Genomic DNA, 13,083 nt, shown 5'->3' with positions numbered 1-13,083 from the left:
GATTAGGGTAGATACACAACATACGGGGACAGCCAAGATGACTACTACCGCGGTTCAGCCGCAACTCGTCCACGAATCCGAGGCTCAGCGGCAATATGCGAGGGTGAAGATCCCGGCGACGCTGGTCGTGGATATCGACGGTCAGTCCCGCACCCTTCCAATTCACGACCTTTCAGCCGGCGGCTTCAGCCTGAAACAGCCGAATGATCAGCTCACTCGAAACCAGGTCTATAGCGGCCGGCTGGTGTTTCAAATTGATGGGCTGGACCTTGGTATGGAAGTCCGGTTTGTGCCCAAAAACCAGGATTCCGACGCGGGGCGCTATGGTTATGAGTTTCAGGAGCTGGGGGCGAGCGAAGTCTCCACCTTGCGGTATGTCATTACCTCGTTTCTAAGTGGTGAGGTGGTGTCGGCCGGCGACGTGCTCAATACACTGTCACGGGAAAACTTCACCCGAACCCGCAAAAACAAGGGGGGAGAGGATTTGGGGGGCTTTGCCCGCGCCAGGGCCCTGATCGGCAGCCTGTTATTCATGTTGGTAGGCCTGGGGGCGGCAAGCTTCGTTCTCTGGCAATTGTGGCAGATGTACTTTGTTACCCGGGCAGAGTCTGCCATGGTCGGCGCGGAACAGGTGTCCATCACCGTGCCCAAGGACGCTCGGGTGACCACGTTAGTGAAAACAGGGCAGCAGGTCGAGGCGGGTGCGGTGATCGCCACCTTCGATGCGCCCATGCTGTCGTACGTCGCTGACCTCCTGGGAGAAGGCGACTACACCGTTGAACAGATTGAGGAGCTGTTAGGCCAGAGCGTGCGCGGTACATTGACCAGCCCCTGTGATTGCACCGTGGCTAATCTCAGACCGGCAAAGGATCACTATATGGCCAAAGGGGATCAACTGGCATTGTTGGCCCCTGCAAACGCCAGTGTCCACGTAATTGCCCGCTTCAAGTTTGAGGACGGAGAGCATCTTGAAGAAGGGCAGACGGTGACATTGAAATTGCCCGGTGGCGAAGCCCAGGCCGGGACCATCAGTGCGCTGTACGTGGATGCCCGACAACCCAATCAGCCGGGCACGGCGATCAACACCCTGATTGAGGCCAACCAGCCACTGCCAATATCCGCCATCGGTCGGCCCATCCGTGTGACTGTTGAGCCGTTTCAGAACTCGGTTCTAAATGCCGTCCTGGCCGGGCCGGCGGGTAATCCCTGAGGGGCGCGTGATGAAATTGCGGGAGGTGGGGATGGTCGCAGTGCTGCTCGGTGCCCTCACCGGCTGCAGCAGCCTGCGAGATCTGCCTGATCTGGATCGGGCGGAGCAGGACTTGGCTCAGGGCAGGACCGACCGGGCCCAGTCGCAGCTTGAGGCTCTGGCGGGCTTTGGCATTGCCGATGCCCAGGTGGATCTTGGGGATTTCTACCGTGACTCTGACAGCGCTTCCGCACTGGAAGCAGCTTTGACCTGGTACCACCACGCTGCTGAGCAGGGCAGCGAGCGGGCCTGGCTGCGCCTTGGCAAGCTGTATGCGCGGGAAGGCACCACCGCTGAGCAGCGGGCTGTTGCTGAAAGCTACCTGCGGCAGTCGCTCGCAGCTGGTGACGACAGCGCCTTGATCGCCCTGATCAACCTGTATCTGGAATACCCTGCCGAATTTACACATCGGAATGTTCTGGCGTTGATTGAACAAGGCGAGTCTGAGGGTAATCCGTCGGCGAGCTATGCGCGGGTCCTTTACTACCAGCTCACGGGCGAGTTTGATGCGCGCATGGCAGAGATTGAGTCTCTGTGCGCACCGGCAGTGCTGGCGGAGCCGGCATGTATGTCGGTGCTGGCACGCATTTATATGCAGGAGGGGCGTGAAGCAGATCTGGATGGTCTGATTCGGCAGGCCCGCAGTGCCTGGGAAACCGGCGAAATAGACGATACCGATCTGTATCAGTTTGCAGGGTTCCTCGCCAGTGATGAGGCCCCGAACCCCAAAGTGGGCGAGAGTTACCGGCTTTATCAATTGTTGATTCCGGGTCACGTGCCCGCCCTGACCGAATCATCGCGGCTGGCTCTGGATAACCCTTATCTTGCCGATTCTGAGGTGATTCTGGGAGCGCTGGAACAGGCGAGAACGGCGGGCGACCTTCGGGCCTCTCTGACACTGGCCCGAATTTACGAACTTGGACGAATTGCACCGGCGGATCCACAGAAGGCCCTTGCCTACGCAGAGGAGGCCAGGCCCCGCTATCCGGCAGCGGATTACACCATTGGACGCATCTACAAGCGTGGCTATCTGGGCAAGCCCGACCCCGGAAAAGCACTCGATTACCTGCTTTCGGCAGCCCGCCGTGGCTATCCAAAGGCGGACTTTCTGCTCGCCCGACTGTTCTGGGAAGGCAAGGGGGTCGCCATCAATCCGGTTTACGCCTGGTCGTTCGCCACTCTGGCTCTGGAAGGCGAGGTGGCCCAGGCGCACGAGCTACTGGATGAAATGGCTCAGACCACGCCCTTGAGTGTGCGGCAGGAGGCGGAGCGACTGAGCCAACGGGAGCTGATCTCTCGCCAGCAGCAGCCTCTGGATTTGCTTCAGCAATCGATAGCTGGAGGAGGCTAGGGGATGCTCTTAAAGCGCCACCAAAAGCTAATAATGGCTGTGTCCCTGGCTGGGGGATTTGGCCTGACCGCGTGGCCTGCCGGAGTTTACGGGCAAGACGAAACGGTGTCTGTCGATAAAGGCGAAAACTCCGCAAGCAACGAGGAGGCACCTCCACAGCAAGCGGAGGCATACGAAGGGCCCACGTTGTTGGTGCAGTCCACCCGCGCCCAGATAAGCCTGATCAGTGAGGGCGATCGTCGCCTTGGACTGGCGCCCGGCGGGGAGACCGATTCCAACGATCTGGCGGTTGACATCAAACCGGAGTGGTACTGGCAACTTGCGCCAAAGTGGCGAGCCAAACTTGTGTTGCAGGGCTTTGCGGCCACCGGGGTGGTGGATGTGACCGAGGAAACCGGTGGCTCTCCGACCGATGGTTTTCTGGCTCTGCGAGAGGCGTGGGTGGATTATCGCGGCCTGAGCGACTACCCGGGCGAATCACTGCGCTTTGGCCGTGAGCGGCTTGAGGAAGCCACTGGGTTGTGGTGGGACGACGACATTATGCTCGCCCGCTGGATTTTCAATACCACACTTCTGCAGTCCACAGCTGGCATTGCCCAGAAGTTTTCTGAAATGCGCACCGATCAGCCACGGGTGCTTGAACCGGAACGGGACATCGCCCGGTTTTTTGCCGCCAGCCGCTGGCAATGGCGCAGCGGGCATTATGCCGGCTTGCTGCTGACTCACGCCGAGGGTTACGGCGATCAAGCCGTTGACTACGCAACTCGAGGCGAAGTGGCGAGCGAGCGTGATCCCTCCCTGACCTGGATTGGTCTTTCGGCTGACAACGGCTATTTCGACTGGCGTGCCAATGAAAGCTGGCAGTACTCGGCAACTCTGGCGGCAGTCACCGGCTCCGAGCAGAGCAGCATCAGCTCGTCCGATTCGACCGGCGGATTCACTCGCCGCGAACAAGGTGTAGATGGCTGGGCGGTAGACCTGGGCCTCAGAGTCCAACTGGCTGAATCGCCCCGCTGGTTGGTGGGTGGTCACTGGGCCATGGCGTCAGGCGGTGGCGATGCCGGTAGCAGTAATGGCTTTCGCCAGACGGGTATTGAGAGCAACCGCTCACGTTTTACCGGAAGTCGATCGCTGGTCCAGCGCTTTGGTGAGGCCTTTCAGCCGGAGTGGCGCAATCTTGAATCGGCCACAGTGTATACCTCGGTGAATAGCGCCAACCACTGGGACGCGAGCCTGATTTACCAGCGCTTCTGGGCGAACGATGTAAACGGCGTTATCGAGTCCGATCTCATCGAACCGGCCCGGCCGCTTCAGTCGGATGATCTCGGGCAGGCGCTGGATCTGGTGGTGGGCTATTTCGGGGATCGTAGCCCGGTCTGGCACGCAATGGATGTGCGGCTTCGGGCCGGGGTGTTTTTCCCTGGCGATGCGTACGGTAGCGGTGCCGACAGTGCCCGCCATCGCGTTCTTCTCGATTTTCTCAAACGATTTTAGGAGAGCGTGATGAACTTCCAGCACCTCCTCGCTCCCGTGTTTTTGATGGCAAGCGCCTGGCTACACGCCGCGTCCGGTGCATCGGACGGGTCGGGAACTCCGCCCCCGGCGGTAGCACCGGAAGACGAAAGCTATGTCTTTGAAGTGCAGTCTGGCGATCTCCTGAATCGTGAAAGGCCGACCTTGCCCGACCTTTCAAGGTTCAGCGCCCAGCAAGTCGAGGCGCATCTCCGGCAGCGTCCCGACGCACCGGGTATCGTGCGGATTGAGCGGATGGTAGGCATTCCGGCACTGGATGATTTTCTGGAAGGGGAACAGGCGCGGGAATGGGTTATCCGGCAGTTCTCATTCCCCAAGGCCATCGTTATCAAGGCAGGACGCGCCACCCTCGAAGACGTGTATCGGCAAATCAACAATGGGCGCGTCATGGAGCGCCTCGCGGAAGGGGTGTACCTGGCCCGTTTACCCATTGCCATCATGCAGGGTGCCACCCTGGTGATCCGGGGGGAAACCTTGAGGCTGTCAGAAGAGCGCGGCGCCTTCCTGGCCAGTGATGGCGGGTTCTTCTTGATCAATGGTCGGCTTGAGGGCTGGCGGGAAGCGGCGAATGGCCCCGCCACGTACCAGGCCAGTGAGGCGTTCCGGCCGTTCTACACCGGCTGGGGCGGCAGCGAAACCTTTGTTCATGGCAGTGAGCTGGCGCATCTGGGCTACAACATGACCAAATCCTACGGCTTTTCCGTTGCCCAGTATTCGGAGGATGACAACGCCATACTCCAGCGCAGCGCTCCCACCGGCTGGCTGATCGAATCGGGTTTCACCGATCTGTACTTCGGTTTCTACAGCTCCCAGGCCGAGGACGTTGCGATCATCAATAATCTGTACCGAAACAGCATTGCCAATGGCATCGACCCCCACGACCATTCCCAGCGCCTGATCATCGCCGGCAATGAGGTTCGCGGCACCCGTGAAAACCACGGCATCTTTATTTCCGGCCAGGTGAATGGCAGCTGGATTTTCGGCAACCGCAGCCACCATAACGGGCGCTCCGGTATCGTGCTGGCCCGACAGAGCAGTGGCAATGTGGTAGCTGACAATGTGGTCTCTGACAACCAGGGCGATGGCATTGGCCTGTACGAGTCTCCGGACAATCTGCTCTGGGGCAATCGCCTGATCAAGAACCAGAGCAATGGTATCCGGGTGCGCAACAGCACCGATGTGTTGTTGTACCGGAACGTGGCCCTGCTGAACGGTACCTACGGCATCTTCGGGCAGCTGAAGGACCTTTCCGATACCGATCGTGATTTTGCCGAAGACGCTTACCGCTTCGCCGTTTCCATGACAGTAGTGGGGGGCAAGCTGGCGGCTAATGCCAGCGGGCCCCTGGCCTCGGACAATCCGCAGTATTTGTCATTGTTCGATGTTGAGATGCGCTTCCCGGGAACGGAAGGGGGTATTCAGTTCGATGGTGCACTGGGGATTCACCAGAGTGCCATTCTGGATGCGCTCATCAACCAGCAGCAGGCCGTGACGTTGCGTCCAGCGCCTCGCGTGTCGTTGAACTAGGGGGCGGCATGGTTTTCTCATCCAACATCTTCCTGTTCCTGTTTTTGCCGGCCTTTCTGGGGTTGTATTACCTCACGCCGTTCCGGTACCGGTCCCTGGTCATTCTGATCGGCAGCTACGCGTTTTACGCCTGGTGGCGGGTGGACTTCCTGCTGCTGTTCGTGGGCGTGACGCTCTGGAACTACGTGATCGGCAACCAGATCTACCGGTCCGGGTTGGGCACCAAGGCGGCCAAACGTTGGGTGGCGTTGGGCATCACCGGCGATCTGGCCACACTGGGCTACTTCAAGTACGCCAATTTCGGGGTGGATAGCCTCAATCAGTTGCTGGTGGGCCTCGGCAGCCAGCCTCTGGAACTGGCGAACATCATCCTGCCCATCGGTATCTCGTTCTACATCTTCCAGGCCATTTCCTACGTGATCGATGTGTACCGGGGGGATACCGAACCCACAAGGCGGTTCATCGATTTTGCCGCCTTCATTGCCCTGTTTCCGCAACTGATTGCCGGCCCCGTGCTGCGCTATAAGGACCTGGCCGGGCAGTTCGCCCACCGTACCCACACGCTGGACAAGTTTGCCGAGGGCGCGAGCCGATTCATGCTGGGATTCGTCAAGAAAGTGTTCATTGCCGATTCTATCGCGCCCCTGGCGGACAATGCCTTCGCCCTGGAGAACCCGACCACGGCGGATGCGTGGCTAGGTGCCCTGGCTTACACCGCCCAACTGTACTTTGACTTCTCCGGTTACTCGGACATGGCCATTGGCCTGGGGCTCATGATGGGCTTCCGGTTCACCGAGAACTTCAACCAGCCCTATGTCAGCCAGAGCATCACCGAGTTCTGGCGTCGCTGGCACATCAGCCTGTCGAGCTGGTTGCGGGACTATCTCTACATTCCGCTGGGGGGCAACCGCCATGGCACGCTGATGAACTACCGCAATCTGCTGCTGACTATGCTGTTGGGCGGACTATGGCACGGCGCGAACTGGACCTTCCTGCTCTGGGGCGCCTGGCACGGTGGTTTGCTGGCCATTGAACGGATGCTGGGGGTATCGAGTGCGCCCACGGGGTTCCGTATCAGCCGGTGGGCGATGACCTTTCTGTTTGTGATCCTTGGCTGGGTCACCTTCCGCGCCACCACGGTTTCCGATGCCTTTGCTTTCTACGGGGCCATGTTCGCCTTCGACGGTGTGGGTTTCAGTTACGACTACTTGCAGGGCATCAGCCGCCTGAATCTGGCCATTCTGGTACTGGCCTTTGCCATTGTAGCGTTCATGGGCGTGCGTGATAGGAGGCAGGTCGGCACGCCGAGGGCTCGTCCGATCCAGTGGCAGGGGGTCAGCATGCTGTTGTTGTTGCCAATTTTTAGCCTGGCGGTGCTCAAGTTGTCTGCGGGCAGCTTCTCACCCTTTCTCTACTTTCAGTTCTGAGGAGGCCGCGACATGTCCAAGGCAGCAAAGCACCTCACTGTGACAGCCTTCATTGTCATTGTCCTTGTGCCTGGGTTGATGGCGTTGGCGCCCCTCAAGAACTATGAGGCTCCTGAACAGGTTGACCCCATCGCCGGGGACTTGGCCCGAGATCTGGAAGCCCACTATGACCAGTCGTTTCCCGTACGGGAATTTGGCACCAACCTTTGGGCGGCTATCCGCTACAACCTGTTTGGCGAGGCGCGCAAAGGTGCGGTGGTGGGCCGTGAGGGCTGGCTGTTTACGGCCGAGGAGTTTTACCCGCCCCCCAACCAGAGCGGCGAGGTTGAAGCCAACCTGCAGCGGATTGCCCATCTGGTGGCTTACCTGGAGCAGCAGGGCATTCCGGTCGTGCTGATGGTGGTGCCCGCCAAAGCCCGGGTATACGAGGACAAGCTGGCCAATGGGAAACCGGCACCGCAGATGCAGAGTCTTTACCCACGCATTCTGCAGCATGTCGAGGGCGAGCAAGTGCTGGTGCCGGATGTTCTGGAAGGTTTGCAGGCGGAAAAGTCGCCCGAAGCCCCTCTGTTCCTGAAAACCGACACCCACTGGACCCCTCGGGGTGCCGATGTGTTTGCGCGCCAGATGGCGGAGCAGATCACGAAGACCTTCCCGTCGCAGGATTGGCACCAGGCCGAATATATCACTCGAGAGCGGGAGCCTCAGAGCCATCGCGGCGACCTGCTCAACTTCATTCCCGTGACCCCCTATCTGACGGCCCTGGGGCCGGAGCCCGACTGGATGACGCCCCATCTAACAGAACCTGCCGAGGCCACCACCGGCGGACTTTTTGGCGGCAAGACGCCACGAGTGACGCTCGTAGGAACCAGTTACAGCGCCAACCCGCTGTGGAACTTTGATGGGGCATTACGCCAGCACCTGGGGGCGGACCTGATCAATGTGGCCGACGAAGGGCACGGGCCCTTCGAGCCGATGGTGGCGTATTTGCGGTCGCAGGATTTTCGCGAGTATCCGCCGGAACTCGTGCTCTGGGAGTTTCCCGAGCGCTACCTCGTCCAGCCTGTCGACAGCGAATCGGTACTGGGCTGGTTTGAACAAACCGAAGAGCAGATGGCGAACGTTTCCAACCGCCGGGGAGGAGTAAAGTGATGAGTGTGAATGAACATCGCAGTCTTGTCGTGCGTATCTGGGCCGCAGCCCTGATCTACCTGTTGTGCGCCATTCCGGCACAGGCCGAAGATGCCCTTTACGCGGCGGATGCCCCGGACGGTGTGGCATTTATCCGGGTACTGAACGCTGGCAGTAGCGGCGAACTTGAATCGGCCTCGGCCGGCGGCAAGCGCTGGGACGAAATTGCGCCGCTGGAGGTCAGCCCCTACCTCTATCTTCCTCCGGGCAGTCATTCCATCAGCGCTGGCGGTGCTTCGGCCACCGTTGATCTGCAGAAAGACCAGTTCTACACCGCGGTGGTGTTGCCCGATGGCCGGCTGGAAGTGCTCAAAGATCGGGCCTTTGAGAATCCCCGCAAGGCGCTGGTGAGCTTTTACAACCTGACTGACTCCGGTGGCGTTTCCCTGAAAACCGCCGACGGCAAAGTGGCCGTGATCGAAAACCTGGGTTCGCTGGAAGTGGCGGATCGGGAAATCAATGCCGTCAAGCTTGCCTTTGGGGCCTTTGAGGGCAGCCAGGTGTTTGGAACATCAGACCCCATGAGCCTGCAGCGCGGAAGAGTGTACAGCTTCTTTGCCGTTGAAGTGGCCGGGCGCCCCCGGTTTTTTGCGTCGGAGAACCGTGTGGACGCTTCGCTGTGAATCGATTGGCACATGAAGGGGCGAACGTCGGGCGAACAACAGAGACAATGGGATGAAGACGCGAAACAGAGACGATGAATACAGCGGAATCGCTCGCGTTGTTTGTGCGCTGTTGGTTGCGTTTGCGACATCGGCGGGGCCGGCGACAGCAGGCGAGGTTACTGGCGCGCCGGAGTATGAAATTGAGCCCTGCTGCGATCTGTGTACACGGGCGTCGGACCCGGCCAGTTACGATACCGGTTTCCTTGAGCTGTTCAGGTTGCTGGTGGAGGGGGAAGGCGGCTGGCTGTTCCGCTCGGAGCAGGAACTGCGGGAGGACTTCGGGCCAACACAGGAAGGGCTCTCGCAACTTCGTCGATTCGCCCGCCACCTGAAGGAGGAGAAGGGCACCGAACTGGTTCTGGTTTTCCACCCCACCAAAGGCCTGGTGCATCCGGACAAACTGCCCTTTGACGCGCCGGTTACCTTCGCCTGGCCCCGAGCGCGTGACAATTACCGCGAAGCTCTGGGCCGGTTGCGGGATACCGGGATGATTGTGCCGGATTTGACGCCGTTGCTGGCGGAGCCGCCAAAAGACGACGCCTATTACTTCGAGCGGGACCACCACTGGTCCCCCTATGGCGCGCGCCGGGCGGCCCGTTTGGTTGCCCAGCGTATTCGCCAGTTGCCGGTCTACAGCGAGCTTGAGAAAAAGACCTTCGAAACCCGGCGCGTGGGTTTGCTGCGCCGGCGCGGCACCCTGCAGGTGGCCGCCGAGCGCCTTTGTGGTTTTTCCTACCCGAACCAGTACGTGAACGAGTTTCGTACCGAACTCGCCAGTTCTGGTGAAGATGGCCTTGGTGATGCCTTGTTCGGTGAGGCGAGCCTGCCAAGCGTGACCCTGGTGGGCACGAGCTTCAGCAAAGGCACATTGAACTTCAACTTTGCCGGTGCCTTGCAGGAATTTCTGGGCGTTGAAGTACTCAACCTGGCCCTGACCGGCGGCAGTTATGACGGTGCCATCCTCGATTACCTGAAGTCCGACAGCTTTCACGAGGCAGCGCCGGAAATCCTGATCTGGGAGGTGCCGTCGTACCATCAGATGAATAATCAGGATTTCTACCGTCAGCTGATGCCGCTGGTCACGAATGCCTGTGAACCCCAGCCCCCCATACTGCAATCGACCGCCACCCTGAAAGCCGGAGTCAATGAGGTGATCTTCAACGGTGGCGGCCGGTTTCTGGTATTGCCCAGCCCTAATTACGTCATCGATCTCCAGTTCAGCGACTCTAGCATCAGGCGTCTTGAGGCAACGACCTGGTTTGTCGCCGACCGCAGCGACCGGATCAAAATGGAATACAGCGACCGTACCTCCGATTCCGGCCGCTTTGTATTCGAGTTGCCCAAAGGCGAGAGCTGGGAGAAGGAGAACTTCATGTCTCTGGAGCTGGAAATGCTGCCCGAGCAGATCAGCGAAGGTCTGACCGTGACAGCAAAACTGTGCAAACGAGAGGACCTATAACGCCATGCGCCACTCTACGACATTCAGCAAACCAGTCAAACGGCCACTGGTGGTTTCGGCCGTTGCCTTCAGCCTGAGCCTGGGTGTGGTTGAGGCTGCCGAGTGCCCAGCTGAGGGGTTACGCGCGCCACCCGGATACTACCTGATGGCCGACGAAAACCCGCTTCAGGAGTACGTTTGTCCGACTGTTGAACCCCACACCGGGTCGATGAACTTTACCAGTAAGTACGAGGGCAGCGACGCCTCCCGGGACGAGCTCAATACCGAAGCGGAGGCGGAATACAGAGCCGCCGTGGAAAATATCCGGACCCTGGAGAAGGCCGTGATTGCCGCCGCTAACGACTACCAGATTGATGGTGACGGTGCACTGGCGCGGGAATGTGTGTTGCAGCTACTGGATAGCTGGGGCTCCAGTGATGCCATGGTGACGGACGACATCAATGGCACCGGGCAGGCGGTTCGAAAGTGGGCGCTTGCGGCCATCGCCAACGGCTATTTGCGAGTCACCCTGCCCAAGCCCGAGGCAATCACTGACCCCGATCGCCAGCAACGTATCAAGGGTTGGTTCGCTCGCCTTTCGCAGGGCGTACAGGCGTACTACAGCGACCGGCCGCTGGAAAAGGTCAATAACCACGACTACTGGGCGGCCTGGGCGGTCGCAGCGACCGCCGTGGTATCGAATGATTGTGCCAGGTGGAACTGGTCGATGGCCAAGTTTGATGAGGCCATGGGGCAGATCAGCGGGGAGGGGTATTTGCCAAACGAACTGAGCCGGGAAACCCGGGCACTGGAGTACCTCAATTACGCCATGCAGCCGCTCGCTACCCTGGCCACCTGGGCGCAGGTCAATCAGCAGCCCCTCTATGACACCTATCACCCTGAATTTCAGAAGCTGGCTGGAAATGTCGTGGACGGTCTGAACGACCCTTCGATCATCGCAAGCCTTACCGGGTTCGAGCAGGTGACGGATGGCTTGTACACCTCCTGGTCGCTGGCCTGGCTGGACCCCTGGCAAGCCGGTGAGGAGCTTTTGCCCGGTATGCAGACATTAATGGACATGTACCGGCCTCTGAAATCGACCCGCTTGGGCGGCGATCTAACCTGGTTGTATGCCGTCCAGTTAGTAGAGGAGAAACCGCAACCGCCCGGAAAGGTTCGGGTCAATGAGAAAGAAAAACCGGGCGGGAAGAAGTAGCGGTTTCACCAAACCCGAGTCAAAACCACAGGAGCAAAATTATGATTCCAGTCATCTTGTCAGGTGGTACCGGAACACGGCTCTGGCCGTTGTCTCGACAAGCCTATCCCAAGCAGTTCCTGTCTTTGATTGGCGAAGGCAGTATGTTCCAGCAAACACTTCAACGTCTCCCCTGGAGGGACGTCCACTCACCAGTGATTGTTGCCAACTGTGACCATCGTTTTCTGGTCCAGGACCAACTGTCGGAACTGCAAATAAGCCCACAAACCATTTTGCTGGAACCTTTTGGGCGTAATACTGCGCCTGCGGTTGCGCTGGCGGCGCTGGTCGTTGCCAGGGACGATCCGGAAGCGATTATGCTGGTTTTGCCAGCCGATCATCTCATCGATGATGGTCCGGGTTTTCAGGTGGCGCTTGAGCACGCGCGCGGCGCCGCCGAACGGGGGCAGCTGGTGCTGTTTGGCATTACGCCTACTCGACCGGAAACCGGTTACGGCTATGTGGCGGTGGAACCCTCCTCGGATGGCATCATGCCGGTGCAGAGATTCGTAGAGAAACCGGACGCCGCGACTGCCCAGGACATGCTGGAAATCGGGGGATATTACTGGAACAGCGGTATGTTTATGTTTCGCGCTTCCAGTTATCTCGAGGAGCTCAAGAGCCATCGGGCCGATATCTACGAGGCCTGCGTGGCGGCGGCGGCCAATCTCCGGGATGATTTGGGATTTGTGCGGGTACCGGAAGAGATCTTCAAGGATTGTCCGGATGAATCGGTGGATTATGCCGTCATGGAACATACGAAAAACGCCGTTCTTGTTCCGCTGGATCTGGGCTGGAGTGATGTTGGTTCATGGTCTGCGTTGTGGGACGTCCAGGGCAAGGACGAGCGCCAGAACGTTGTCGTCGGTGATACCTGTCTGGAAGATACTCATGGCTGTCTGATCCACGCCCGGGACAAACTGGTTGCCATGCTGGGGGTTCAGGATCTGGTGGTTGTGGACACCAAAGACGCGCTCATGGTGGCCCAACGTGACCGGGTCCAGGATGTAAAGAAACTGGTAAACCAACTCAAGGTCGCCAAACGTTCGGAGACTGAAAACCACCGGGAAGTCTTCAGGCCATGGGGGAGTTACGACAGTATCGATAACGGCAATCGCTTCCAGGTGAAGCACATCACCGTCAAACCGGGAGAGCGGCTCTCATTGCAACGTCACCACCACCGGGCCGAGCACTGGATTGTGGTGAGGGGCACGGCACAGGTGACCCGCAATGAGGAGACGTTCTTGCTGTCGGAAAACCAATCCACCTACATTCCGATAGGTGCAACCCATCGCCTGACCAATCCCGGAAAGATTCCTCTTGAGCTGATCGAGGTGCAATCCGGGGCCTATCTGGGAGAGGATGATATTGAGCGCTTTGACGATATCTATGGCCGAACGGAGAAGGCAGAGCCTGAGATAGCTCCAGCGAATGTCGAAGGTTAACG

The 13,083-nt window shown here is 59.3% G+C and carries 10 protein-coding genes; all 10 read left to right on the top strand.

Annotation, left to right across the window (positions count from 1 at the left end):
* The first annotated feature begins 37 nt into the window (after positions 1-37).
* Positions 38-1,210: a PilZ domain-containing protein gene (locus K0B93_RS05350; RefSeq protein ID WP_219866231.1), complete on the top strand. Its 1,173-nt coding sequence runs from the start codon at positions 38-40 to the stop codon at positions 1,208-1,210.
* A gap of 10 nt (positions 1,211-1,220) precedes the next feature.
* Entirely contained in the window at positions 1,221-2,600 is a 1,380-nt protein-coding gene (locus tag K0B93_RS05345) for a tetratricopeptide repeat protein (protein WP_219866230.1), read from the top strand.
* A gap of 105 nt (positions 2,601-2,705) precedes the next feature.
* Complete coding sequence (locus K0B93_RS05340) at positions 2,706-4,094, top strand: alginate export family protein (RefSeq protein ID WP_219866229.1); 1,389 nt, start codon at positions 2,706-2,708, stop codon at positions 4,092-4,094.
* A gap of 9 nt (positions 4,095-4,103) precedes the next feature.
* Positions 4,104-5,660, top strand: a complete 1,557-nt coding sequence (locus K0B93_RS05335) for a NosD domain-containing protein (protein WP_219866228.1) — start codon at positions 4,104-4,106, stop codon at positions 5,658-5,660.
* Positions 5,661-5,668: 8 nt separating this feature from the next.
* Positions 5,669-7,087 carry an MBOAT family O-acyltransferase gene (locus tag K0B93_RS05330; RefSeq protein ID WP_219866227.1) on the top strand — a complete coding sequence of 473 codons (1,419 nt, stop codon included), beginning with the start codon at positions 5,669-5,671 and terminating at the stop codon, positions 7,085-7,087.
* 12 nt (positions 7,088-7,099) lie between these two features.
* Positions 7,100-8,239: an alginate O-acetyltransferase gene (locus K0B93_RS05325; RefSeq protein ID WP_219866226.1), complete on the top strand. Its 1,140-nt coding sequence runs from the start codon at positions 7,100-7,102 to the stop codon at positions 8,237-8,239.
* Positions 8,239-8,901, top strand: a complete 663-nt coding sequence (locus K0B93_RS05320) for an alginate O-acetyltransferase AlgF (RefSeq protein WP_219866225.1) — start codon at positions 8,239-8,241, stop codon at positions 8,899-8,901. The genes K0B93_RS05325 and K0B93_RS05320 overlap by 1 nt, the downstream gene beginning before the upstream one ends.
* Positions 8,902-8,953: 52 nt before the next feature.
* Positions 8,954-10,402: an alginate O-acetyltransferase AlgX-related protein gene (locus K0B93_RS05315; protein WP_219866224.1), complete on the top strand. Its 1,449-nt coding sequence runs from the start codon at positions 8,954-8,956 to the stop codon at positions 10,400-10,402.
* A gap of 4 nt (positions 10,403-10,406) precedes the next feature.
* Entirely contained in the window at positions 10,407-11,597 is a 1,191-nt protein-coding gene (locus K0B93_RS05310) for an alginate lyase family protein (RefSeq protein WP_219866223.1), read from the top strand.
* A gap of 41 nt (positions 11,598-11,638) precedes the next feature.
* A complete protein-coding gene (locus K0B93_RS05305) occupies positions 11,639-13,081 on the top strand; it encodes a mannose-1-phosphate guanylyltransferase/mannose-6-phosphate isomerase (protein ID WP_219866222.1) in 1,443 nt (480 codons plus the stop codon).
* Positions 13,082-13,083: the final 2 nt, after the last annotated feature.

This window comes from Marinobacter sp. F4218 (assembly GCF_019443085.1).
Taxonomy (GTDB): Bacteria; Pseudomonadota; Gammaproteobacteria; order Pseudomonadales; family Oleiphilaceae; genus Marinobacter; species Marinobacter albus.
The sequence above is the reverse complement of the archived record's forward strand: the minus strand, read 5'-3'. Positions and strand labels throughout refer to the sequence as shown.